Origin of the sequence: Jiangella muralis (genome assembly GCF_001270745.1) — a bacterium.
Taxonomy (GTDB): domain Bacteria; phylum Actinomycetota; class Actinomycetes; order Jiangellales; family Jiangellaceae; genus Jiangella; species Jiangella muralis.
The window spans coordinates 22,488-45,866 of sequence record NZ_LFXL01000010.1 but is presented as its reverse complement, the minus strand read 5'-3'; the positions used below and the strand labels follow the sequence as shown (position 1 = coordinate 45,866).

The following is a 23,379-nucleotide window of genomic DNA, read 5'->3' as shown; positions in this document are numbered from 1 at the left end:
ACCACCGTCGAGTTGACCGGCCCGCCACAGACGGAGGCAGGCGAGCGATGTTCCATCCGCGACACGACGTCACGGATCTGAGTTCTTGTCGGCATGGCCCTTCGAGGGTGCGAGGTGGCTGGGATGGCTGATCTGCCCGCGAACCCGATGTCCGTCGAACTGACTGTCCGCCACCGCATGCTCTGGTGGCAGACCATGGCCGATGACGATCTGCCGGAGCACTGGGAGGTGTCGGCCGATGTCTGGGACCTCGACGTCTGCGACCCACGCTACCGGCACGTGTCGGACATCAAGCTGGCCGTCGCAGACCTCGACGGCGAGCGGAACCTGCTCGACTCCATCGAGCTGGGAGAGTGGGCCCTCGAGTTCATCGCCGAGACCATCATCGACCTCGCTGACGGTACGTTGGTGCCCGAGCTCGACGCGAGGGTCGGCGAAGGCCCGTCACGCATGGTCATCGTCGGCTGGTTCGAAGTGGCGGAGGCATGGCGCGGTCATGGCCTTGCTGCGCCGCTCATCGCCGCCGCGCTGGAACGTTTCTCCAACAACGCCCGGCTCGCGGTGTGCCGCCTCTCGCCCGCCGACTTCAGAAGCCGCGGCCAGGACCGGGTGGCGGCGGAGTTGACCTGCCTCCGGCTCGGGGCGTTGCTCGAGCGGATCGGATTCTTCCTGTGGAATGGCGTTTACGTCGTCGATCTCAAGAACCAGGACCTGATCGACGCGAGTCTCGGACCCCTCGAGCGTTGGGGCCCGTACAGCGACGGCACCTCGGGGCAAGCGGCGCGACAGGGCGAGTGATCCACCGCCGACGAGACCAGCGCAGCGCGAGGTATGGGAGGCACCGCCGCCGTCACATCGCTGGACGTCGGCCCGACCGATCTCCGCCCTGGCCGGGGCGGGGTCGTCGGTGCGCGTCCTGCTCGGGTCGAACCGCATGAGGTCGCCTTCATCCGCCGGGGCCTCGCGAGCGGGTCACTGAGCGGCTGCAGGGCTGGCTGACACCGATCCTTGAGACGCAAGGGTGTCAGGAAGTCGCCCGAGCGCATCCAGCCGCGATGCGAACGTCAGGTTCGCCGCCAGGGTGCGGAAGCGCGCTCGACGTCAGGGAGCGGGCGGCGGCTGCTGCTGGCTGCCCTTCAGCAGGTCGCGCGGGTCGGCCTCGAGGGCCGCCGCCAGCAGGTAGAGGTTGTCCAGCGTCAGGTTCCGGGTGCCGCGTTCGACGCCGCCGGAGAACTTGCCGCGGTAGCCCATGAGGGCGTCCAGCTGTCGCTGCGTCAGTCCGAGCGCCGCGCGGCGGGCGCGCGCCGACTCGCCGAAGGCCATGAGGAACTCGGCCTTGCGGGACTTGACGTCGTCGTGTGCGGGCATCCCCTCACCGTCGAGGCATGATGATCGTTTCGTCGACAGACTATGGCGAGCACCCGTCGGCGTCAGAGCAGATCGCGGGCGGTGACTCCCAGCGCATGGGCGAGCCGATGGATGTTCAGCAGCGCCACGTTGCGTTCGCCGCGCTCGATCGAGCCGACGTAGGTGCGGTGGAGGTTGGCGCGTTCGGCAAGATCCTCCTGACTGAGGCCCAGCTCACGGCGGAGTTCCCGGATGCGGGTGCCGAACGCGCTGAGGGCGCGGCGCTCGTCGTCGGGAGGCTGGGGCACCCGTCTACGCTGCGGGTCGCCCCCTCCAAGATCTACAGACTATGAGTAGCATGCGCAGGTTGGGTCACTCTGGGTGAGGGTGCTATTCGGGCACAGTGGGCAGAACGGGTGGTGGGTGAGCGGGCAGCAGATCGCTGGCCGACCGTCCCAACGCCCCTGCTAGGAGGTGCACGACGAAGATCGACGGGGTCCGCTCGGCGCGCTCGAGCATCCCGACGTACGAGCGATCCAACCCGGCGGCGATGGCCAGGGCCTCCTGGCTCAGCTCGGGTTTGGCGGCGTCGCGCAGCTCTTGCAGCCGGGCGCCGAACGCCTCGCGCAGGCCGCGGGCGTACTCCTCGGTCGTGGACACTCGTCCACGGTCGGGGGCGTGGGAACTATGGGTCGACAGACTATGGATGGCATTCTGAGGCTGTCGGTGCCGGGTGGCAGGGTGGGCTCATGATCACGCGTGCGCAGGTGCTCGCCTATCGAGCCGCGGCCGGCGGGCTGTCGGGCTCGGGATCGGTGCTGCTCACGGGCGTGCAGGATCATCCAGTGGGTGCCACGGCGCGGCTCGCGCTGGCGCTGCGCGGGGCGTCTGCGGCCGCCTCGGATCGGGGCGTACTGGTGCATTCGGTGCGAGCCGCCATGCATGTGCATCGATCGGACGACCTCGGCCTGCTGGCCGCCGCTCTGCGCGTCGACGATGGGGCGGAGTTGGCGAAGCAGGCGATCGGCCCGTTCGGCGCCGACCTCGGGACCGGCTTCGGCGCTGCCGTCGACGACGTCGCCGCCGTCGTGCGCGACATCATGGCCGACGGGGTGGCGCGCACCAAGGGCGAGCTGTCCGGCGCCGTCTCGCCGCGGGTCGATCGGCGGCTGGCGCCGTGGTGTCAGGGGTGCGGGGTGCACCACGTGCAGGACGCGCTGTTCCGCTACGCCACGCTGCAGGCCGCGCTCGTCATCGAGGTCGAGTCGTCGAAGGTGTTCCGGTTCCGTCTCCTCTCTGCCGAGGTGGACGGCGCGACGGCTGGGGCGTCGGGCCCTGGTGCCGCGGCGTCGGCAGTCTGGGCTGCTCCGGGTGGCGGGACAGACGCGGCCCGAGCCGAGCTCGTCCGCCGGTTCGTCCACGCGGCCGGGCCCGTGCGGCCGGCTCAGCTCGCCGCCTGGCTGTCGCTCACGCCGGCGGCGGCGAAGCGGTGGTGGTCACTGGCCGAGCCCGACCTCACCGACGTCGAGGTCGACGGGCGGCGTGGTTGGGTGCTCGCCGCGGACCTGCCGCTGCTCCAGGCTCCGCCGAAGCCTGGCGAGCTGCGGCTGCTCGGTCCCTACGATCCGCTCACCGAACTGGCCGATCGCGACTTCCTCCTGCCCGACGCCGCCGCGCGCCGGCAGGTCTGGGCAGCGGCGGCCAACCCCGGCATCGTCCTGTGCGACGGCGAGATCGCCGGCACCTGGCGGCGCCGCACCAGTCGCGGCCGACTCACCCTCACGGTGTCGCCGTTCGGCGCGCTGCCGCCCGCCTGGGCCGGCCACCCCGCCGTCGTCGCCGACGCCGAAGTCATCGGGCGGTTCTTCGACGCAGAGGAGGTGCGCATCAACACTGCCAACTGAATATCGAGCCGGCGCAGCGTTCGACGGCGGACGTGTGCCCGGCGGGTGAACACCTGAAGGTGCGGAGCCCCGACGAGCACGGTGTGCTGTTCGGCCAGAGCGGGCGGGGTGCTGAGGCCGCCTCGGGCCGGGATGCACTGGACGGTGCGCGGTCGCGGCAGGGCTGAGGTAGCGGGCCGGGCGGGTCAGGCGGCGCGGGGCCGACGCAGCGGGCCGGGCGGCGCGGGGCCGACGCAGCGGGCCGGGCGGGTCAGGCGGCGCGGGGCCGACGCAGCGGGCCGGGCGGCGCGGGGCCGACGCAGCGGGCCGGGCGGCGCGGGGCCGCATGGTGTTGGGTCGGGCGCCGTGTCGGGTTGGCGCTTCGCGCGGGCGGGTGTCCGCTCGTCGCGCTGGGCTGTGCGAGATCCGCGGGGACACGCCGGGGCGGGTGCGGCGGGGAACGTGGCGGCGGGAGGGTTCGTCGTGCACAATGGAGCCGTCGCAGGTTCACCTGGGCGGGAACGAGGTCGCAGGGGAAGGCGTCCCTCGAACCGCAGGAGGATCCGGTGACGACTCGTGGCGTTCTGTACGTTCACGCTGCTACGTCGGCCTTGTGCCCACACATCGAGTGGGCAGTGGCCGGCGCTCTTGGCGTGCGCGTGAAGCTGGACTGGAGCGCGCAGCCGGCCGCACCCGGTATGTACCGTGCCGAGCTGTCGTGGCAGGGTGCGTCGGGCACCGGCGCCAAGATCGCGTCGGCGCTGCGTGGCTGGATGCATCTGCGCTTCGAGGTGACCGAGGAGCCCAGCCTGGGCTGTGAGGGCGCCCGCTACTCCTACACGCCGGAGCTGGGCGTCTTCCACGCGGTGACCGGCGTCCACGGCGACATCATGATCCCCGAGGACCGCATCAAGGCTGCCGTCGTGAAGGCGTCCCTGGGCGAGGTCGACCTCGAGGAGGAGTTGCGCCGGCTGCTCGGCGCGCCCTGGGACGAGGAGCTCGAGCCGTTCCGGTACGCGGGCGACGGGGCGCCGGTGCGGTGGCTGCACCAGGTCGTCTGAGCAGGCCGGCGGACGGGACGAAATTGATCCCCGGCAGGGCCTTCACAAGACGCCGAGTCCTCGGTATGGTCACGGACTAGTAACACACCTCAAGACGTGGCCGCTCCGGCATCGGTGGTTGTCCCCGGCCCGGTGACCGGGAAATACAGCGGCCTCACCACGTAGCAGCGCCCCGGACCGAACGCGGTCCGGGGCGCTCCGTTTGTGGGGCCGAAAGCGAGCTCCCGTTGCGGGACGAAAGCGAACTCCCGCCCCGCCAGACGGCCCTGGCGAGGCGGGAGTCCGGGCCGGGAAAGCTGGGGTGTGTCTCCCAAGTCCGTGGCCTACTGCGCGACGCCCAGGCGGCGCCTCGCTGCGTTCTCGTCAGTCGTCATAGAACCCCGCTATGACTCCCTCCTCGGCCTTGCGAGGCATCCACCTGGACTCCGCTCGCTACGGCCGAGACTTGGGAGACACACCCTAGAGCGGGATGTTGCCGTGCGCGCCCCGCCGCTCGGGAGCCTCGGCAATGGCGCGGGCCAGCGCGGAGCGGGTCCGGTCCGGCGTGATGATCTCGTCGACGACGCCGAGTTCCTGGGCGCGGTCGAGGCCGCCGGCGATGCGGGCGTGCTCCTCGGCCAGTTCCGCCTCGACCTGGGGGCGCAGCTCGGGCGCCACCTCGGCCAGCTTGCGCCGGTGCAGGACGCGGACGGCGGCGACGGCGCCCATGACGGCGACCTCGGCGGTCGGCCAGGCGAACACGCGCGTGGCGCCGAGGGCGCGCGAGTTCATCGCGATGTACGCGCCGCCGTAGACCTTGCGGGTCACCAGCGTCACCCGCGGCACGGTCGCCTCGGCGAACGCGTGCAGCAGCTTCGCGCCCCGCCGGACGACGCCGTCCCATTCCTGGCCGACGCCGGGCAGGTAGCCGGGAACGTCGACGATGACGAGGAGGGGCACGCCGAGGGCGTCGCACATGCGGACGAACCGGGCGGCCTTCTCCGCGGACGTGGAGTCGAGGCAGCCGCCGAGGCGCAGCGGGTTGTTCGCGATGACGCCGACGGTGCGGCCGCCGAACCGGCCCAGGGTGGTCGTGATGTTCGGCGCCCACCGCGGGTGCAGCTCGACGCCGGTGTCGTCGTCGAGAAGGTCCGTGACGATGGGGTGGACGTCGTACGCGCGCTTCGCCGACTCCGGGAAGTGCACGCCGAGGTCGCGATCGGCAACGGCCGAGACGGACAGGGTGCCCGGCGAGCCGAGCAGCGCCGCCAGCGATCGCGCCCGGTCCAGCGCCTCCCGCTCGGTGCTCGCGACGACGTGGACGACGCCGGAGCGGCGGCCGTGCGGCTCGGGGCCGCCGAGGCGCAGCATGTCGACGTCCTCGCCGGTGACCGAGCGGACCACCTCGGGGCCGGTCACGAAGACCCGGCCCTCGGGGCCCATGATGACGATGTCGGTGAGCGCCGGGCCGTACGCGCCGCCGCCGGCGGCCGGGCCGAGCACGACGGACAGCTGCGGGATCTTGCCCGACGCGCGGGTCATGACGGCGAAGATCCGGCCGACGGCGTGCAGCGAGAGCACGCCCTCGGGCAGCCGGGCGCCGCCGGAGTGCCACAGTCCGATGATCGGGACGCCGTCGGCCAGCGCCCGCTCGTAGGCGTCGACGACGACCTGGCAGCCGTCCGCGCCCATCGCGCCGCCCATGACCGTGGCGTCGGAGCAGAACGCGACGATCGGAGTGCCGTGCACCGTGCCCACGGCGGCGAGCATGCCGCTGAGGTCGTCGGCGCTGATCAGCTCGAGCGAGCCGTCGTCGAAGAGGGCGTCGAGCCGGTGCTTCGGGTGCCGCGGGTCCTGCTCCCGCGGCGGCTTGGCCGTCGGGGTGGCGGTGCTGGACGATGCCGAACGATCCGCCAGAGCCGTCATCAGGTCCTCCTGAAGGCCAGGACGACGTTGTGCCCGCCGAACCCGAACGAGTCGTTCAGCGCGGCCAGCGGACCGTCGTCGAGCTTTCGCGGGGTGCCGCGGACGATGTCGAGGTTGATGTCGTCGTCGACGTCGTCGACGTTCGCCGTGGGTGGCACCAGGCCGTGGTGCAGCGTGAGCACCGTGGCCAGCGACTCGACGGCGCCGGCGCCGCCGAGCAGGTGCCCGATCATCGACTTCGGCGCGGTGACCGGGATCGACGGCGTGCGGTCGCCGAAGACGGCGTTCAGCGCCACGGACTCGGCGGCGTCGCCGGTCGGGGTGGACGTGGCGTGGCAGTTCACGTGCGCGATGTCGTCGGGGGACAGACCGGCGTCGGTCAGGGCCTTGCGGATCGCCGTGATGACGCCGCGGCCGGTCGGCTCGGGCTGGGCGATGTGGTGGGCGTCGGCGCTCATGCCGGAGCCGGCGATCTCGGCGTAGACGCGGGCGCCGCGGGCCGCGGCGTGCTCGGCCGACTCCAGCACCATCAGCGCGCCGCCCTCGCCGAGGACGAAGCCGTCGCGGTTCTTGTCGAACGGGCGGCTGACGGCCGTGGGGTCGTCGGAGCGCTTGGACAGCGCCATCATGTTCGCGAACGCGGCGATCGGCAGCGGAGAGATGACCGCCTCGGTGCCGCCGGCGACGACGACGTCGGCCCGGCCCAGCCGGATCATGTCGACGGCGTAGGCGAGCGCCTCGGCGCCGGACGAGCACGCGCTGACGGGCGTGTGCGCACCGGCCTGTGCCTGCAGTTCGATGCTGACGTTCGCGGACGGGCTGTTCGGCATCAGCATGGGGATGGCCAGCGGCGACACCCGGCGCGGGCCGGACGCGAGCATCTGGTCGTAGTTGGACAGCAGCGTCGTGAGCCCGCCGATGCCGGAGGCGCAGACGACGCCGACGCGGTCGGGGTCGAGTCCCGCCTCGCTGGCCTTGCCGGAGAATCCGGCGTCGGCCCACGCCTGGCGGGCGCAGATGATGGCGAACTGGGCCGAGCGGTCCAGCCGCCGGGCCTCGACGCGGGGGAGGACCTCGGAGGGGTCGACGGCGACCGGCGCACCGATCTGCACCGGCAGGTCCGCGACCCACTCCTGGGTCAGCTTGCGTACGCCGGATCGACCGGCGAGCAGGGACTCCCAGGTCGACGCTACGTCGCCCCCGACGGGCGTGGTGGCGCCGAGCCCGGTGACGACGACTCGTGCCTGGGAATGCGACATCTGTTTAGGACCCTGCCTTCTCGATGAACGTGACGGCGTCGCCGACGGTGGCCAGGTTCTTGACCTCCTCGTCGGGGATCTTCACGTTGAACTTCTCCTCGGCCGCGACGACCACCTCGACCATCGACAGCGAGTCGATGTCGAGGTCGTCGGTGAAGGACTTGTCGATCTGCACGTCCTCGGCGGGAACGCCGGTGATCTCATTGACGATCTCGGCAAGACCCTCGCGGATCTCCTCGGTGCTGGCCATGTCTGTGGTTCTCCTCGTTGGTGTGGGTGATGCCTCGTGACCGATTCGTGGTCGGTGACGATCGTAGGTGCCCGCACGGCGTCGGGCGGGCACGTGGCCTGACGTCAGGGGATGCGGATCACCTGGCCGGCGTAAACCAGCCCTGCGCCGAAGCCGATGATGAGGGCGAGATCGCCGCTCTGGGCTTCGCCGGTCTCGAGCATGCGCTCGATGGCCAGCGGGATCGAGGCCGCCGAGGTGTTGCCCTGGGTGGCGATGTCGCGGGCGATGGCGACCCGCTCGGGCAGTTTGAGCTGGCGCGCCATCGCGTCGGTGATGCGCATGTTGGCCTGATGCGGCACGAACATGTCGAGGTCGTCGACGGTGACGCCGGCGGCGTCGAGCGCTTCCTGGGCCACCTTCGCCATCTCGTACGACGCCCAGCGGAAGACCGGGTTGCCCTGCATGACCAGGTGCGGCATCGCCGGCCCGGTCTCGTTGAACAGGGCGTCGCGCCAGTTCTCCTTCTGCGTGATGTGCTCGAGGTGCTGGCCGTCGGAGCCCCACACGACGGGGCCGATGCCGGCGTCGGCGGCGCCGGCGGCCGGTCCGACGACCGCGGCTCCGGCGCCGTCGGCGAACAGGAACGCCGTCGACCGGTCGGTGCGGTCGGTGAGGTCGGACAGCCGCTCGACGCCGATGACGACGACGTGGCCGGCGGTGCCGACGCGCACCATGTCCGACGCCAGCGACAGGCCGTAGCAGAACCCGGCGCACGCGGCGGAGACGTCGAACGCGGCGGCCCGGTTGGTGCCCAGCTCGTAGGCGATCTGGGCGGCGGCGGACGGGGTCTGGTAGAGGTGCGTGACGGTGGAGACGATGACGCAGTCGACCTGCTCGGGCTGGATGCCGGCGTCGGCCAGCGCCTTGCGGGCGGCGGCGAGGCTCATCGAGATGACGGTCTCGTCGTCGCCGGCCCAGCGGCGGCTCTCGATGCCGGAGCGGGTGCGGATCCACTCGTCGGAGGAGTCGATCTGCTCGACGATCTCGGCGTTGGTGACGACCCGGCTGGGCCGGTAGCCGCCGATGCCGAGGATGCGCGACGCGCGCGGCTGCCGCTCGGACTGGATCGTGAGTGCGCTCATGTTCACGCCACCGCCTCGGGGTGCAGCCGGACCAGTGGCTGGCCGGGGGCGACCGAGTCGCCGTCCTCGACCAGCCATTCGATGATGGTGCCGCCGTGCCCGGCCGTGACCTGGACGGTGTCGCGCAGCGACCCGACGGTGCCGACGGTGTCGCCGGCGGCCAGGAGGTCGCCGGTCTTGGCGCCGCCGGCCGCGAACGTGCCCTTGACCGGCGCGACGACGAGGCGCCACGTCGGGTTGGTGGCCAGCGGGCTGGGCTGGCCGCCGTGCTGCTCGACGAACGCGCGGGCGGCGTCGAGCTGGTCGGGCGTCTTCAGCGCGAACGTCTCGACGCCGGGCAGCGCGCGCTTGGCCAGGCCGGTCAGCGTGCCGGCCGGCGGCACCTCCAGCACGCCGGTGACGCCGAGGTCGGCCATGGCCTGCATGCACAGGTCCCAGCGGACCGGGTTGGACACCTGGTCGACCAGCCGGTCGAGCACCTGGCGGCCGTCGTGGACGACCTGGCCGTCGCGGTTGGACAGCAGCAGCGTGCGGGGGTCGTGGGTACTGATGGACTGAGCGTAGTGCCGCAGCCGCTTCACCGCCGACGCCATGTGCGTGGTGTGGAATGCCCCGGCGACGGGGAGCGCGCGCAGCCGGGCGCCCTGCGGCGGGTCGCCGGCCAGCGCCTCCAGCTGGGCGACGGTGCCGGCGGCGACGACCTGGCCGGCGCCGTTGACGTTGGCGGGGGTGAGGCCGTGCCGTTCCAGCGTCGCGAGGACGTCGTCGGGGTCGCCGCCGAGGACGGCGGTCATGCCGGTGGACTCCTTCGCGGCCGCCGCGGCCATGCCCCGTCCGCGCTCGCGGACGAACACCATGGCCTGCTCTGCGGTGATGACGCGGACGGCGGCGGCCGCGGTGATCTCGCCGACGCTGTGCCCGGCCGCCGCGCCCACCGTCGCGAACCCGTCGGCAGGGTGCGGGAACAGCGCGAGCGCCGTGACCAGACCAGACGCCACCAGCAGCGGCTGGGCGATGGCGGTGTCGCGGATGGTGTCGGCGTCGGCCTCGGTTCCATAGTGGGCGAGGTCCAGCCCGGCGACGGCGGACAGCCAGTCGATGCGGGCCGCGAACGACGGGTCCTCCAGCCACGGCGTGAGGAAACCGGGCGTCTGGGATCCCTGACCGGGAGCGACGATCACAAGCACCCCTCAAGCCTCGCGGCTACCCGGGCGTAGAAGGGGTCGGCCGCGGTCACAAGGTCGTCCCACTAAGTTTGGGGGTTTCCCACAACGACGCCCGCGGCGGTCACTCGATGGCCGGCGGGTTCATCCGTCCGAGTGACAGCGCGAGCCGCAGGGTGTAGGAGTCGCGGGGGTCGGTCGGGGTCAGCCCGACGACGTCGGTGACCCGCCGCAGCCGGTACCGCACGGTGTTCGGGTGGACGAACAGCAGCCGGGCCGCGGCCTCGACGGACGCGCCGGTCTCGAGGTACGCGGCCAGCGTCTCGAGCACGACCGGGCCGGCCTCGGCGATCGGCACGTAGAGCTCGGCGACGAGGTCGTTCAGCGCCTCCAGGTCGCCGGCCAGCGCCCGCTCGGGCAGCAGCGACCCGGCCGAGACGGGACGGGGCGCGTCGGGCCAGCCGGCCGCCGCCAGCAGCCCCGTCACGGCGGGCCGGGCCGACGTCGCCGCCGACACGAGGTCCGGGACCAGCGGGCCGACGACCACCGGACCGGGGCCGAAGTGGGTGACGATCGCGGTCGCCGCCTGCAACGGGTCCTCGACCCGGCCGAGCACCGCCACCAGCCGGTCGCCCTGCCCGCCGGTGAGCACGTCGTACCCGGCGTGCCGGGCCGAGCGGCGGATCTCGTCGGCCGACGTGCCGTCGTCGGGCCGCGGCCGGCCGATGATGACGACGACGCCGCTGGCCGCCGTCCATCCCAGCGCGGACGCCCGCGACCGCACGTCCTCGTCGACCTCGCCGCGCAGCAGGGAGTCGACGACGGTCGCCTCCAGCCGGGCGTCCCACGACCCGCGCGCCTCGGCGTAGCGGGCGTAGACGTGCGCGGCGGAGAACGCGACCTCGCGGGAGTACCGCAGCACCCCCTCGCGGACGTCGCGGACGTCGTCGGGCCCGACGACGTCCTCGACGTTGTCCTCGACCACCTCGATCGCGACCCGGACGACCTCGACGGTCTGCTGCAGGCTGATCGAGCGGATGAGGTCGCGCGGCGCGGTGCCGAACACGTCGGCCGTCGGCGTGGGGCGGGACTCGTCGGCGTTGCGGTACCAGTCGACGAACGCGGCGATGCCGGCCTGGATCACCAGGCCCACCCAGGACCGCTGCTCCGCGGGCATCGCGCGGTACCAGCTGAGGGTGTCTTCCATGCGGGCGATCGCCGCCGTGGCGAGCCGTCCGGTCGCGCGCTCCAGGAGGTGCACGGAGCGCTCGTGCCGGCTGGTGCCGTGGGCGCCGGGGCGCTCGGCGTCGGAGGTGGACCGCATGCTCGGCAGCGTACGCGGCTGGGGCCCCTCGGCGGTGGACCAGGGGCGTGGTCGTTGTGGTGACCGGACAATCGGGGCGGTCCGGCGTCGGGCCCCGCTCGCGCCGGGCATTAGGCTGCGGGCCATGTCGACCCCCACATCGCCCGGTGAGGGCGCACCCACCGACGTCCTGGGCCGCGCGCTGCGGTTGGTGAGTCTCGCCATGCTCGGCGGTGTCGTGGCCATCGCGTTGGTGGCGATCTTCACCGTCGGCGACGAGCCGGGCACGGGCACCGACGCGTTCGGCCAGATCGTGGTGAGCGTGGTGTTCCTGGCCGCGGCGTTCCTCGTCCCGCGCCGCGTCGTCCGGCCATGGCCCGTCGGCGCCGCGCCCGACGCGGTGAAGGCGTCCGGCCAGCTGCGCAGCGCGGCCTTCATCAGCCTGGTCTTCGCCGAGCTGCCGACGCTGATCGGGCTGGTCAACTCGTTCGCCCGCGGGGTGTGGCTGCCGGTGGCGATCGGCGCGCTGTTCAGCGTCGGCGGGCTGCTGCTGACGGCGCCGACGGCCGGCCGCATGGGGGAGTGGCTGGCCCGCATGGAGTCGGCGGGCGCGCGCACCGGGCTGTGAGCGTCGACGTCCGGCGGGCGGGCGACCGGTTCGTCACGCCCGGCGACGGCGTGGTGTCGCGGCACTCGTTCTCGTTCGGGCCGCACTACGACCCGGGCAACGTCGGCTTCGGGCTGCTGGTGGTGGCCAACGACGACGTCGCGCGGCCGCACGGCGGGTACCCGGTGCACCCGCACCGCGACGTCGAGATCGTCACGTGGGTGCTGTCCGGCGCGCTGGCGCACGAGGACACCGCGGGACACGGCGGCTCACTGGCGCCGGGTGTGGTGCAGCGGATGAGCGCCGGTCGCGGCGTCCGCCACTCCGAGCTGGCCACCGGCGCGGGCGCGCGGTTCGTGCAGATGTGGGTGCCGCCGGGCGCGCCGGGCGCCGACCCGTCGTACGGGCAGGCCGACGTGACGGCGGACCTCGCCGGCGGCGGGCTGGTCCCGGTGGTCAGCGGGCTGCGACGGCACGCAGGCGACGTCGCCGTCGGGCTCGGGCAGCCGGCCGCCGCCCTGCACGTCGCGCGGCCCCGACCCGGCGACGTCCTGACGCTGCCGTCGGCGCCGTTCGTGCACGTCTACGTCACGCGCGGCGTCGTCGACGTCGAGACCGCCGGGCACCTGGACGAGGGCGACGCCGTCCGGTTCACCGACGAGGGCGGCCGGACGGTGACCGCCCGCGGCGCCGCCGAGTTCCTCGTCTGGGAGATGCACGCCACCGCGGGCTGAGCGTCAGGACTCGCCGCCCGCCTCCTCGGCGGTGGTGGCCTTGACGTCGTCGAGGTTGTAGCGGTCGTGCGCCTGCTTGACGGTCTCCCACGGGAGTTCGCCGCGCCGGGCCAGCAGCGTCAGCACGCTGACCACGATGGACTGGGCGTCGACCTTGAAGTGGCGGCGCAGCGCCGCCCGGGTGTCGGACAGGCCGAAGCCGTCGGTGCCCAGCGACGAGTAGTCGGTGGGCACGTACGGCGCGATCTGGTCCTGTACCGCGCGCAGGTAGTCGCTGACGCCGACGACCGGGCCGCGGGTCTCGCGCAGACGCGCCGTCACGTACGGGACGCGGGCCTCCTCGCCCGGGTGCATCAGGTTCCACTCGTCGGCGTCGAGGGCCTCGCGGCGCAGTTCGTTCCATGACGTCACCGACCAGACGTCGGCCGCGACCTGCCACTCCTCGGCCAGCCGCTGCTGCGCCTCGAGCGCCCAGTTCATGCCGACGCCGGAGGCGAGGATCTGCGCATACGGGACGTCGTCGCCCGGCGCCGTGCGCATGGGGTGGTAGAGGTACATGCCCTTGAGCAGGCCCTCGACGTCGAGGTTCTCGGGCTCGGCCGGCTGCACGTAGGGCTCGTTGTAGATGGTCAGGTAGTAGTAGATGTTCTCGGACTGCTCGCCGTACATGCGGCGCAGGCCGTCCTTGATGATGTGGCCGATCTCGAACGCGAACGCCGGGTCGTAGTGCACGACCGCCGGGTTCGTCGACGCGAGCAGCACCGAGTGGCCGTCCTCGTGCTGCAGGCCCTCGCCGTTGAGCGTGGTGCGCCCGGCGGTGGCGCCGAGGACGAAGCCGCGGGCCAGCTGGTCGGCCGCGGCCCAGAAGCCGTCGCCGGTGCGCTGGAAACCGAACATCGAGTAGAAGATGTACAGCGGGATCATCGGCTCGCCGTGGGTGGCGTACGACGTGGCCGCCGCCGTCCACGACGCCACCGAGCCGGCCTCGTTGATGCCCTCGTGCAGGATCTGCCCGTCCTTGGCCTCCTTGTAGGACAGGAACAGCTCGCGGTCGACGGGCGTGTAGTTCTGCCCGTGCGGCGAGTAGATCTTCAGCGTCGGGAACAGGGAGTCCATGCCGAACGTGCGGGCCTCGTCGGGGATGACGGGCACCAGCCGCTTGCCGATCTCGGGGTCCTTCAGCAGGTCCTTCAGCAGCCGGACCAGCGCCATCGTGGTGGCCACCGCCTGCTTGCCGGAGCCCCGCCTGGCTACCTCGTAGACCTTGTCGCCGGGCAGCACCAGCGGCTTCGCCGTCGTCCGGCGGTCGGGCAGGAAGCCGCCCAGCTTCTGCCGCCGCTCCATCATGTAGGCGTGCTCGTCGGAGTCCTGGCCCGGGTGGAAGTACGGCGGGTGGTAGACGTCCTCGAGCGCGGAGTCGGGGATCTCCATGAAGAGGCGGTCGCGGAACAGCTTGAGGTCGTCGCCGGTCAGCTTCTTCATCTGGTGGGTGGCGTTGCGGGCCTCGAAGTGCGAGCCCAGCGTCCAGCCCTTGATCGTCTTGGCGAGGATGACGGTCGGCTGGCCGGTGTGCTCGGTGGCCGCCTTGTACGCCGCGTACAGCTTGCGGTAGTCGTGCCCGCCGCGCTTGAGCCCCCAGATCTCGTCGTCGGACATGTCCTCGACCATCTTGCGGGTGCGCGGGTCGCGGCCGAAGAAGTGCTCGCGGACGTACGCGCCGGACTCGGCCTTGTACGTCTGGTAGTCGCCGTCGGGCGTGACGTTCATGAGGTTGACCAGCGCGCCGTCGGTGTCGGCGGCCAGCAGCGGGTCCCACTCGCGGCCCCAGATGACCTTGATGACGTTCCAGCCGGCGCCGCGGAACAGCGCCTCCATCTCCTGGATGATCTTGCCGTTGCCGCGCACCGGGCCGTCGAGGCGCTGCAGGTTGCAGTTGACGACAAACGTGAGGTTGTCGAGCTCTTCGCGGGCGGCGAGGCCGATGGCGCCGACGGTCTCGGGCTCGTCCATCTCGCCGTCGCCGAGGAACGCCCACACGTGCTGCTGGCTGGTGTCCTTGACGCCGCGGTGGTTCAGGTAGCGGTTGAACCGGGCCTGGTAGATGGCGTTCAACGGGCCCAGGCCCATGGACACCGTCGGGAACTCCCAGAACTGCGGCATCAGCCGCGGGTGCGGGTACGACGGCAGCCCGCCGCCCAGGCCCGCGTGCGACAGTTCCTGCCGGAAGCCGTCGAGCTGGCTCTCCGACAGCCTGCCCTCGAGGTAGGCGCGGGCGTACATGCCGGGGGAGGCGTGCCCCTGGAAGTAGATCTGGTCGCCGCCGCCGGCGTGGTCCTTGCCGCGGAAGAAGTGGTTGAACCCGACCTCGTACAGCGCCGCCGACGACGCGTACGTCGAGATGTGCCCGCCGACGCCCACTCCCGGCCGCTGGGCGCGTTGCACCATCATGGCCGCGTTCCACCGGATATAGGCCCGGATGCGGCGTTCGACGAATTCGTCGCCCGGGAACCAGGGCTCCGCCTCGGGTGGGATGGTGTTGATGTAGTCGGTGTTGCGCAGGCTCGGGACGCCGACCTGCCGCTCCTGCGCGCGCTGCAGCAGCGCCAGCATCAGGTACCGCGCGCGGTTGCGTCCGCGCTGGTCGATGGCGGCGTCGAACGACTCCAGCCACTCCCTGGTCTCGTCGGCGTCGATGTCAGGGAGCTGGCTCGGAAGGCCGTTGATGATGATCGGCGAGCGGTCGGCAGCCACGACTGTCCCTTCATGATGGTCACTGGTTCCTATCCTGCTCGCTCGGCGGCCGTACGTCACATTCGGACCCGCGGACGTCTTTCCAAGCGCGCTGAGCAGGGGCACCATAGGCCCGTTCGGGCAAGCGTGTCAGGCTTGGTCTGGCGGGTTCACTTGCGCGACGGCGCGTCCTTGGGTGGACTACAGCAAACGCGGAACGCAGGGGGCGGGCCGCGACGACTGCGAGGAGGACGATCGGTGGGCCAGATCGCGGGCCACTCGGACCAGAACGACGGACCGGCGGCCAAGCTCGGCTTCCGTCCCAACCAGGTGGTCCTGGAGCTCGGCTGGGACGACGACAGCGATGACGATCTGCGTATCGACATCGAGGAAGTCACCGGCACCGAGCTGCTCGACGGCGAGTCCGGTGAGGTCGCCGACGTGGTGCTGCAGTGGTGGCGCGACGACGACGGCGATCTCACCGACGCCCTCATCGGCGCGACCACCGACCTCGCGCCTGGCGGCGTCGTGTGGCTGCTGACCCCGAAAGTGGGCCGCGACGGCTCGGTCGAGGCCAGCGACATCGCCGACGCCGCGCTGACCGCCGGCCTGTCCACCACGTCCACCGTGTCGGCGGCCGACGACTGGTCCGGCACCAAACTGGTCGCACCCAAGGGGTCGGCCCGGAAGTGAGCCTGGTCGGTGCTCCGGCACCGGACTTCGAACTGCCGGACCAGCACGGTTCGGCAGTCCGGCTCTCCTCGCTACGCGGCCGGCCGGTCGTGCTGGCGTTCTTCCCGTTCGCGTTCACCGACGTGTGCACGGGCGAGCTGGCCGCGATCCGCGACTCCCTGATCCCGGCCGTCGGCGCCACCGCGCACGTCGTCGCCGTCTCGTGCGACTCGATGTTCGCGCTGCGGGTCTTCGCCGACGGCGCCGGGCTGGATTTCCCGCTGCTGTCCGACTTCTGGCCACATGGGGCGGTTGCCGCGGCGTACGGTGTCTTCGATCACGACCGCGGCTGCGCGGTTCGGGGTACCTTCGTAGTGGACGCTGGGGGGACCGTCCGCTGGGACGTCGTCAACGCGCTTCCCGATGCCCGGGACGTTGACGACTACCGGCGCGTGCTGCGCTCGCTCGGTGCGGCCTGACGGTCCGGGCGCCTCCGACGTCCGCGATCCAGAACGACAGCAGGAAGGGAGTTCGCTCGTGCCGTGCTACCGCTGTGGCGCCCGTCAGTCGGACCCTGCCCGGGGGACGAACCTGTGGGTGCGCGGCGTCCGGGCCGATGAGCAGGTGCTGATCTGCCCAGACTGCCAGCAGAACAAGGGCTGGTCGACCGACCTCGACCACTGCTCGGTCTGCGGCGCCACCACGCTCGTGCGCCGGCTCGGCCACACCGTGTGCCGCTCCTGCGAGGCGTCGGCCACGGCCGAGTTCCTCGCCGTCGAGACCACCATGGACCGCGGCTTCGCCATCCGCATGCCCGGCCCCGGGCGGCATCGCCGCACCGACAGCCGCGACCTCTCCGCCGACGTCGCCAGCGCCATCGACCGCGTCCTCGGCCGACCCTCGGCCAGACCCACACAGTCGGCCATCGCCGACGCCCTCGCCGCGTCCGAACCACAGAAGGCGCCACCCGAGGGCACCGCCTGACACCGATTCGGCGTCCCGGCGTCGTCCCGATACCCTGACCCTTCCTTCGCACGGCGACGGGGCGCATAGCTCAGCGGTAGAGCACTGGTCTTACAAACCAGGGGTCGTAGGTTCGAACCCTACTGCGCCCACTACACATCGTTGCAGGTGGACGCCACTTTCGACCTGATCTTCCAGGTGGCGCGTCACTATCTCGTCACTCAGGCGGAGTGCCAAGGGCGCCGGACGATCTCGAATTTCCTCGGCAAGACGCATGCGTGCGCGTGTGTTGCGGGCGAGGCACCGTCCGAGGGGAACTCCTCATGGCCCGGACGTCGGCTACGGCCTAACGTCTCCGGGCTTGACCTCGTGAAGCAAAGCTTCCAGGTCCACCCTGGCGATGCGAATCATGCCGCGTTTGCGGATCCGATAGGCACGGAGCTCGCCAGAGTTGATCATGCGGTGAACCGTACGCTCACTGACCTCCAGGTACTCCGCAGCCGTTGCCACGCTGAGCAGCTCTCGGGCAGGCGTTCGATGAGGTGACCGGCGCTTTGCGTTGCGCTCATCCATGGGTCACCTCGAGCCAGCTGGGGTCCTCGTTTCGACAGGTGCGTTCCGCCAACCGTTTCGGGCGCGGACGACCCCGGAGTATGGGCTGCAGGGGTGTAGATCACGTTGCTATCAGCATGCTTAGCCGGGTGGGGCCGCCGAGTGAGTGGGGAGAAAGTTGGTGGCTGCTGGCGAGATCAGGAACTGAGCGGCACGGTCACCGATCGCCCAGTGCTTCACGACGTCAACTGCGGCGAGACGGCCGACCTGTATGACGAGCTGGATCTGAGTCTCGCCTACGACTCCTGCCAGACCCTGCTCCCCGTGGAGCAAGATGCGGCTGGCAAGGCCGAGTAGGCGTGTCCGAGGGGGGACTTGCCCACCTGGACTCACCCTTCAAACCACTCTCGACCTGGAAAGATGAGATCCGCCGCTAGGCGCGGCGACGAGATCGCCCAACGGTATGGCGGTCGCGGCAGGAGGGATCCGAGTTCGTCGGCGTGGGCGACGGCACGCTGTGCCAGGTCGAATATCGGGAGATCCGTGTCGTGCGATGGCGAAGCCGGGTCCATTGGCTGTAACGAGGTACGCGGTGAACGTGGTTCGCGTCTGTCGTGGCGCGCTGGGTCACCTGCGTTGGTCGTGCGCCGGTCGGCGTCGGCGGAGAAGGCTGCGGACGCCAGCTCGGTACCGGACACGCGAGCCATTGGCGATCGTCGATGTGGTCGACTCTCGGCAGACTCACGGCTGTCCCTCTATTCGGGAAGGGGCTGGTGAGCGACGGTAATGCCGACAGGGCAGTGTCATGGGAATCCTTGACCTACGCGGGATGCCCAGCCATCGCCAAGGCAGTACGCGTCTGGATGCTGTACGTCGGCACCCGAGTGTGCGCGGCAACCGTGCGGTCGGCAGAGAGCCCGGTCCGGCGCGCCGCCGCCCCCGCCCGGCGCGTCGTCCCCGCCGCTGTGGGGGAGCGAGGCCCACCTGGACGAGCTCCTCGGCGACCGGGTGACCTTCGCCAGGCGTGAACGGGCGATGTTGGAGATCACGGCGTTCACCCGCGCCCACGACTACGGCGAGCACTTCAAGGCGTTCTACGGACCCACGATCGCGGCGCGCGCCAACGCGGAGAAGAACGACCTGGCGGAGAAGTTCGACGTGGCACTCGAGGCGTTCTGCGACCGGTGGAACCGCGGCACCGACGAGCAGGCGCGGTTCGAGGCGGAGTACCTGCTGGCGGTCGGGACCAAGGGCTAGGGCGACGCGATGGACACCTTGACCGTGGCCGCCGTGCAGGCCGGCTATGTCCTGATGGACCGTGAGGCGACCCTCGACCGCGTCGAGGCGCTCACCGCGGACGCTGCGCGTCAGGGTGCCCAGCTGGTGGTCTTTCCGGAAGCGTTCGTGCCCGGCACCCCGATCTGGATCGACACCCGGCCGATCTGGGACGGCGACGAGGAGTGGTTCCGTCTCCTGGTGGCCAACGCCGTCGTGGTCGGCTCGCCGGGCTGCGACCGCCTGGCGCGGATCGCGGCGACCCACGGCGTCTGGCTCGTCATCGGGGTCCAGGAGCGGGAGCCGGCTGGGGCCACGATCTACAACACGGTGCTGTACTTCTCGCCTGATGGCCAGCTGTCCGGGCGGCACCGCAAGCTGGTGCCCACGGGGTCGGAACGGACGGTCTGGGGACCGGGGGACGGCTCGACCCTTCCGGTCGTCGACACCGGCGTGGCACGCATCGGCGGGCTGATCTGCTGGGAGAACTACATGCCGCTGGCCCGCTTTCACCTGTACGCGCAAGGGATCGACGTCTGGCTGGCGCCGACGCTGGCCGTCGGTGACGCGTGGATCGCCACACTGCGACACCTTGCGCGGGAGAACCGGATGTACGTCGTCGGCGTCAACCCGGTGTTGCACGAGGCCATGGTGCCGGCCGGCTTCCCGCACCGGGACCGGCTCCTGCCGGCGAGCTTCCTCGCCTCGCGCGGGCCCTGGGTCGAGGAGGGCAACAGCGCCATCGTGGGACCCGACGGCAGCATCCTCGCCGGCCCGATCCGGGAACGAGAACAGACCCTCGTCGCCGACCTGGACCTTGGCCGGGTCGCGTCGGCCCGCCGCCTGATGGACCCGACCGGGCACTACAACCGGCCCGACGTCTTCCGGCTCCTCGTGGACACCTCACCCCGACCCCCGTCCAGGCGGCGACCCTGGGCGGAACCGTCCCGGACCCGAGCGGCCGCTCCCCGGGCAGGCCGTGACACGCCCCGACCGGACGATCTGCCCAGCCGTATCCGCCCGCGACGAGGTTCTGGCTGGCCACCGAGCGGGCCGCGGAAGGCCCCGGGGTCGCGTGGACCACTTCCGCCCGTCGCCCGGTGATGGATCTACCTTCGACGCCACCTATCCGGCCAGGAGGGCTCTCGCGGGCCGCATCGTGGTTGGCCCGACAGCGGCATCGACGTGACGCCGTACGCCCTCGAGGAGTGCGCAGGTGTACTTCCGCGGCCACGGCTGGGCGGTGCGCCCGCTCGGCGGGTGCAGGAACTGGCCTCGGCGGTATGTCCGCGGCGACCCAGGAGAGGTCGCAGGTCAACGGCGCCGCCTCCGACGCGGCCGGTCTCGCCGATCGCGTCGGGGCCGGGGTTGGAGGACGTCCTGGAGGCCAGCGCCGCGTTTGAGTGCTTCACGACCACCTCGTTGGGCTACCGCGAGGACGACGGGAACGAGACCTCGCTCGCGGAGACCCTCGGCGCGGACGAGGTCGGCTATTCCCGGGCCGAGGCGCTGGCCCTGGTCTGCCGCGCAGTGAAGGCGCACGACCGGCGGGTCCCACGTGCGCTTCTTCAAAGGATCTGAACCGGCAGGAAATCGGCACCGAGCTCGGCGCCACCCGAATCCTCGGAAGTCCCGCAAGCAGATCGCCGCGCCGTAATCCACGCCCTGGCGCGTGGGGACGTTCGGATCTGGACAACGCCCGCTCGCAGTACTAGGGAGATAGGCGGGTCATCTCGGGACCCGGCCAAGAGATGACCAAGTCCCCGCGTCCGCTGCGCCCCCGTCGCCCGGGCGCGGGGGCGGCGCTCGGGTGCCTCGCGGCGGCCAGGGGTGGCGCTCGTTGCCGAGGCTGCTCGCCTGGCTCAGCTCTTGCGGGCCGTCGCCTTGCCGCCCTTGCGGCCGGCCTCCTTCTTCTGCGCGGTGGTGCCGCCCTGCGAGCTGTCGCCGCCGGAGCCGCTCTGTTTCCCGCCGCGCTTCGACGCGCCCGGGGAGTTGGCGATGCGCGCGGCCCGCTCCTTCGACATGCCCTTGTCCTTGAGGGCTTCGTACTGCTTCTCGTTCTTCACGTTCGCCGACTTGCTGGGCATGGTGACCTCCCCCTTGTTTTCGGCGTGCCGATCCCTTACCCGGTACATGCACATCGATACCTGCGCCGGGTCGCAGCACACACGCTGCGGCAGCTGCTGCGTTCGATGGCGCTGGTCCGTACGGGCGGCAGATCGGGCTGCGCCGCTCGTGAATCGGGCGTGTGACGGTGCTGGCTGCCGCGTCGACGCAGGTCGGCGCGGTTTGATGGCGGGTTCGGGGTCGGGTGGTGCGGGCGCCGAGGGCGCCGCCGTCAGGGGGTAGACAGACCTTTCTGTCCAGAAATGCTTGATAAACGAATTGGTGTCGTGGTTCGGTGGGTGGGCGTGGTCAAGACCTTGCCACGTCCGCTCCTCATCTGGAGAGGGTGCATGTCATGCGCCAGGTACATGCGACGCACGGTAGTGAGCACCAGAACCAGAACCAGAATGATCACGAGCGACTGACGTTGGACCTGTTGCAGCGCTCGGCCGACGCCCGGGGTCGTGAGCGGTTGCGGCTGCTCGACGAGGTCGTGCTGTTGAACCTCGGGTTGGCGGAGTCGATCGCCCGGCGCTACTACTGGCGCGGCATCGAGCGGGACGATCTGCTGCAGGTGGCCAATCTCGGGCTGGTCAACGCGGTGCGGCGGTTCGATCCCCGCCGAGGCGGGGATTTCGTCTCGTTCGCGGTCCCGACGATCAGCGGCGAGGTGAAGCGCTACTTCCGTGACCACGGGTGGACGGTGCGACCGCCGCGGCGGGTGCAGGAGCTGGCGGCCGAGTTGACGGCCGCCAGAGCGGAGCTCACGCAGGACCGGGGCCGGGCGCCCACCGCGCCGGACCTGGCCGAGTACCTCGGCGTCGGGGTCGACGAGATCCGCGAGGCCGACGCTTCGCACGTGTGCTTCACGGCCGCGTCCATCGACCACCGCATGAGTGACGATGACACCCCGCTCGCGGATGCGCTCGGCGAGGACGACGACGGCTTCGCCCGCGCGGATGCGGTGACGGTGCTGGGCCCGGCCTGCCGGGAGCTGCAGCCACGCGACCGGCACATTCTCTACCTGCGCTTCTTCCGGGGCCTGACGCAGCAGGAGATCGGACAGGAGCTGGGCGTGACGCAGATGCAGGTGTCGCGGCTGCTGGCACGCATCCTCGGCCAGCTCCGCGCCCGGATCGATCGCGAGGCCCGACCGGTCTGACGAGCGGCGCGCGCCGACGCCTCCACCAGGTCGAGGCGCTCGTCCAGGCACTGATGCGCCTGGACACCGCGATGGCCGAGCAGCGAGGCCTGTCCATCGTGATCTCGGTCCCGGCCCTTTGGGCACGCTCTTGGGCAACTGAGCGGCGCGGGTCAGGACGACCGGCGGTGCAGGACGCAGAACTCGTTGCCTTCCGGGTCGGCCAGGACGGTGAATCCCTCGCGGCCGGTCTGGCCGACGTCGGCGCGGGTGGCGCCGAGCGTGCGCAACCGCTCGACCTCAGCCTCCGCCGTCCTGGCCGCGGCGACGAGGTCCGGGTGGTTGCGGTTCTTCTCCTGCTTCGGCCCGGCACTGGGCTGCAGCCAGACCGAGAGCGCGCCGGCCGGGGCGCCGGCGGGTGGCCGCAAGTGGGCGCCGTCGCCGTCGTCGGCTCGATCCGGTAGCCCAGCGCCGCGGAGCAGAACCGCGCCACCAGGTCCACCTCCCGGACGTCGAGCGTCCACTGCGCGAACGTGCTCGTCATCGATGCTCCCGGCGTCGTGTCTACGGCGGTCGTACCCAGCTGCGCGGGTGGCGCACGTCCCGGCGCATGCGGCTGCCGGCGCCGGGTACATCCAGGCCAGTCCGGACCGGCGTGACCGAAGGGTGGCAACGATGACCGACAGCCGTGACGTGGTCGACCTGATCGAGAAGGACCACCGGGAGATCGAGCGGCTCTTCGAGCTCCTGCGCACCGACGCCGGTCGGCGCGACCTGGCGGTGACGGAGGTGACGGCGCTGCTGGTCGCGCACAGCCGGGCCGAGGAGGCCGAGGTGTACCCCGTCGCGCGGGACGAGGCCGGCGAGACCGACGAAGTGGCGCACAGCCAGGAGGAGCACGCCGAGGCCGAGGCGATCCTCGAGCGGCTCGCCGGGATGGACGCGCACGACCCGCGGTACGAGGCGGTCCTGCGCGAGCTGGTCGACTCCGTCGGACACCACGTCGAGGAGGAGGAGAACACCGTCCTGCCGGGCATGCGGCAGCGGCTCAGCGACGAGCGCCGGGCCGAGCTGGGCGAGGCGTTCCTCGCGGCCCGGGCCGAGCACCTCGGTGACCGGCCGGGGGAGGCCACCCGGGCGGAGCTGGCCCAGCAGGCGCGCAACCTCGGAGTCGACGGCACGGCCGGCATGTCCAAGGACGAGCTGCGCGACGAGGTCACGCCCGACTGAAGGGGTCATCATGCGGAATCTGCGCCGTTGGGGGCGCGCTGGCCGCGAAGCACCTGCTGTTCCAGGCCGACGCC

At 71.5% G+C, this 23,379-nt stretch carries 26 protein-coding genes and 1 tRNA gene; 14 read left to right on the top strand and 13 right to left on the bottom strand.

The genetic code is table 11. The annotated features are described in order from the left end of the window. Window positions 1-123 precede the first annotated feature (123 nt). Window positions 124-798: a hypothetical protein gene (locus ACW62_RS18395; protein ID WP_157574837.1), complete on the top strand. Its 675-nt coding sequence runs from the start codon at window positions 124-126 to the stop codon at window positions 796-798. A gap of 303 nt (window positions 799-1,101) precedes the next feature. On the opposite strand, the gene ACW62_RS18390 is transcribed toward ACW62_RS18395, so the two are convergent. From ACW62_RS18390 to ACW62_RS18380, 3 genes are all read right to left on the bottom strand, one after another. Next, the gene (locus ACW62_RS18390; RefSeq protein WP_205629448.1) at window positions 1,102-1,368 is read right to left on the bottom strand and encodes a helix-turn-helix domain-containing protein; all 267 of its coding nucleotides are present in this window, start codon (window positions 1,366-1,368) and stop codon (window positions 1,102-1,104) included. A gap of 62 nt (window positions 1,369-1,430) precedes the next feature. Further along, a complete protein-coding gene (locus tag ACW62_RS33280) occupies window positions 1,431-1,655 on the bottom strand; it encodes a helix-turn-helix domain-containing protein (protein WP_083459897.1) in 225 nt (74 codons plus the stop codon). Between the two features lie 82 nt (window positions 1,656-1,737). Continuing rightward, the gene (locus ACW62_RS18380; RefSeq protein WP_053205574.1) at window positions 1,738-2,007 is read right to left on the bottom strand and encodes a helix-turn-helix domain-containing protein; all 270 of its coding nucleotides are present in this window, start codon (window positions 2,005-2,007) and stop codon (window positions 1,738-1,740) included. A gap of 89 nt (window positions 2,008-2,096) precedes the next feature. Between ACW62_RS18380 and ACW62_RS18375 the strand changes: the two genes are divergently transcribed. Together ACW62_RS18375 and ACW62_RS18370 are read left to right on the top strand one after the other, a co-directional pair. Beyond that, the gene (locus ACW62_RS18375; RefSeq protein WP_053205573.1) at window positions 2,097-3,251 is read left to right on the top strand and encodes a DNA glycosylase AlkZ-like family protein; all 1,155 of its coding nucleotides are present in this window, start codon (window positions 2,097-2,099) and stop codon (window positions 3,249-3,251) included. A gap of 545 nt (window positions 3,252-3,796) precedes the next feature. After that, window positions 3,797-4,291 carry a DUF3145 domain-containing protein gene (locus ACW62_RS18370; protein ID WP_046768129.1) on the top strand — a complete coding sequence of 165 codons (495 nt, stop codon included), beginning with the start codon at window positions 3,797-3,799 and terminating at the stop codon, window positions 4,289-4,291. Window positions 4,292-4,750: 459 nt separating this feature from the next. Here ACW62_RS18370 and ACW62_RS18365 read toward each other — a convergent pair whose 3' ends face one another. The 6 genes from ACW62_RS18365 to ACW62_RS18340 form a co-directional block, all read right to left on the bottom strand. Next, window positions 4,751-6,196, bottom strand: a complete 1,446-nt coding sequence (locus tag ACW62_RS18365) for an acyl-CoA carboxylase subunit beta (protein ID WP_053205572.1) — start codon at window positions 6,194-6,196, stop codon at window positions 4,751-4,753. Next, complete coding sequence (gene fabF / locus ACW62_RS18360) at window positions 6,196-7,455, bottom strand: beta-ketoacyl-ACP synthase II (RefSeq protein WP_053205571.1); 1,260 nt, start codon at window positions 7,453-7,455, stop codon at window positions 6,196-6,198. Before fabF ends, ACW62_RS18365 begins: the two co-directional genes overlap by 1 nt. 4 nt (window positions 7,456-7,459) lie before the next feature. Then, window positions 7,460-7,705 (bottom strand): acyl carrier protein, encoded by a 246-nt coding sequence (locus ACW62_RS18355; protein ID WP_053205570.1) that lies wholly within the window; start codon window positions 7,703-7,705, stop codon window positions 7,460-7,462. A 104-nt stretch (window positions 7,706-7,809) separates the two neighbouring features. Then, entirely contained in the window at window positions 7,810-8,829 is a 1,020-nt protein-coding gene (locus ACW62_RS18350) for a beta-ketoacyl-ACP synthase III (RefSeq protein WP_053205569.1), read from the bottom strand. 2 nt (window positions 8,830-8,831) lie between these two features. After that, entirely contained in the window at window positions 8,832-10,016 is a 1,185-nt protein-coding gene (locus ACW62_RS18345; protein ID WP_053205568.1) for an acyltransferase domain-containing protein, read from the bottom strand. Window positions 10,017-10,116: 100 nt separating this feature from the next. Continuing rightward, window positions 10,117-11,316, bottom strand: a complete 1,200-nt coding sequence (locus ACW62_RS18340) for a PucR family transcriptional regulator (protein ID WP_053205567.1) — start codon at window positions 11,314-11,316, stop codon at window positions 10,117-10,119. 124 nt (window positions 11,317-11,440) lie between these two features. On the opposite strand from ACW62_RS18340, the gene ACW62_RS35895 reads away from it, so the two are divergent. Both ACW62_RS35895 and ACW62_RS18330 read left to right on the top strand, forming a co-directional pair. Next, window positions 11,441-11,923 (top strand): hypothetical protein, encoded by a 483-nt coding sequence (locus tag ACW62_RS35895; protein ID WP_240477340.1) that lies wholly within the window; start codon window positions 11,441-11,443, stop codon window positions 11,921-11,923. Beyond that, on the top strand, window positions 11,920-12,636 hold the full coding sequence (locus ACW62_RS18330; RefSeq protein WP_053205565.1) for a pirin family protein: 717 nt from the start codon (window positions 11,920-11,922) through the stop codon (window positions 12,634-12,636). The genes ACW62_RS35895 and ACW62_RS18330 overlap by 4 nt, the downstream gene beginning before the upstream one ends. A gap of 3 nt (window positions 12,637-12,639) precedes the next feature. Here ACW62_RS18330 and aceE read toward each other — a convergent pair whose 3' ends face one another. Continuing rightward, window positions 12,640-15,387 (bottom strand): pyruvate dehydrogenase (acetyl-transferring), homodimeric type, encoded by a 2,748-nt coding sequence (aceE, locus tag ACW62_RS18325; protein ID WP_053205564.1) that lies wholly within the window; start codon window positions 15,385-15,387, stop codon window positions 12,640-12,642. Between the two features lie 237 nt (window positions 15,388-15,624). Between aceE and ACW62_RS18320 the strand changes: the two genes are divergently transcribed. The 4 genes from ACW62_RS18320 (at window position 15,625) to ACW62_RS18305 (ending at window position 17,153) form a co-directional block, all read left to right on the top strand. Then, complete coding sequence (locus ACW62_RS18320; RefSeq protein WP_053205563.1) at window positions 15,625-16,059, top strand: DUF3052 domain-containing protein; 435 nt, start codon at window positions 15,625-15,627, stop codon at window positions 16,057-16,059. Next, complete coding sequence (locus tag ACW62_RS18315; RefSeq protein ID WP_053205562.1) at window positions 16,056-16,517, top strand: peroxiredoxin; 462 nt, start codon at window positions 16,056-16,058, stop codon at window positions 16,515-16,517. Before ACW62_RS18320 ends, ACW62_RS18315 begins: the two co-directional genes overlap by 4 nt. A gap of 58 nt (window positions 16,518-16,575) precedes the next feature. After that, window positions 16,576-17,022, top strand: a complete 447-nt coding sequence (locus ACW62_RS18310; RefSeq protein WP_205629446.1) for a hypothetical protein — start codon at window positions 16,576-16,578, stop codon at window positions 17,020-17,022. A gap of 59 nt (window positions 17,023-17,081) precedes the next feature. Then, window positions 17,082-17,153 (top strand) — tRNA-Val (locus ACW62_RS18305). Window positions 17,154-17,340: 187 nt separating this feature from the next. Here the strand turns inward: ACW62_RS18305 and ACW62_RS36575 are convergent. Then, entirely contained in the window at window positions 17,341-17,574 is a 234-nt protein-coding gene (locus tag ACW62_RS36575; RefSeq protein ID WP_083459895.1) for a helix-turn-helix domain-containing protein, read from the bottom strand. 1,014 nt (window positions 17,575-18,588) lie between these two features. On the opposite strand from ACW62_RS36575, the gene ACW62_RS18300 reads away from it, so the two are divergent. The 3 genes from ACW62_RS18300 to ACW62_RS18290 all read left to right on the top strand — a co-directional run bounded on the left by ACW62_RS18300 (window position 18,589) and on the right by ACW62_RS18290 (window position 20,409). Further along, the gene (locus ACW62_RS18300; RefSeq protein WP_157574836.1) at window positions 18,589-18,810 is read left to right on the top strand and encodes a hypothetical protein; all 222 of its coding nucleotides are present in this window, start codon (window positions 18,589-18,591) and stop codon (window positions 18,808-18,810) included. A gap of 9 nt (window positions 18,811-18,819) precedes the next feature. Then, the gene (locus ACW62_RS18295) at window positions 18,820-19,932 is read left to right on the top strand and encodes a carbon-nitrogen hydrolase family protein (protein WP_157574835.1); all 1,113 of its coding nucleotides are present in this window, start codon (window positions 18,820-18,822) and stop codon (window positions 19,930-19,932) included. Between the two features lie 264 nt (window positions 19,933-20,196). Further along, window positions 20,197-20,409, top strand: coding sequence for a hypothetical protein (locus tag ACW62_RS18290; RefSeq protein ID WP_053205559.1), 213 nt, complete (start codon window positions 20,197-20,199; stop codon window positions 20,407-20,409). A gap of 281 nt (window positions 20,410-20,690) precedes the next feature. Here the strand turns inward: ACW62_RS18290 and ACW62_RS18285 are convergent, their stop codons facing one another. Beyond that, window positions 20,691-20,915, bottom strand: coding sequence for a DUF7218 family protein (locus ACW62_RS18285; protein WP_053205558.1), 225 nt, complete (start codon window positions 20,913-20,915; stop codon window positions 20,691-20,693). 374 nt (window positions 20,916-21,289) lie between these two features. Between ACW62_RS18285 and ACW62_RS18280 the strand changes: the two genes are divergently transcribed. Continuing rightward, window positions 21,290-22,096, top strand: coding sequence for a SigB/SigF/SigG family RNA polymerase sigma factor (locus ACW62_RS18280; protein ID WP_083459894.1), 807 nt, complete (start codon window positions 21,290-21,292; stop codon window positions 22,094-22,096). Window positions 22,097-22,248: 152 nt separating this feature from the next. On the opposite strand, the gene ACW62_RS35335 is transcribed toward ACW62_RS18280, so the two are convergent. Beyond that, the gene (locus tag ACW62_RS35335) at window positions 22,249-22,503 is read right to left on the bottom strand and encodes a VOC family protein (protein WP_205629444.1); all 255 of its coding nucleotides are present in this window, start codon (window positions 22,501-22,503) and stop codon (window positions 22,249-22,251) included. Between the two features lie 247 nt (window positions 22,504-22,750). Here ACW62_RS35335 and ACW62_RS18270 point away from each other — a divergent pair, with 247 nt between their 5' ends. Next, the gene (locus tag ACW62_RS18270) at window positions 22,751-23,305 is read left to right on the top strand and encodes a hemerythrin domain-containing protein (RefSeq protein ID WP_053205557.1); all 555 of its coding nucleotides are present in this window, start codon (window positions 22,751-22,753) and stop codon (window positions 23,303-23,305) included. The last annotated feature ends 74 nt before the right edge of the window (window positions 23,306-23,379 follow it).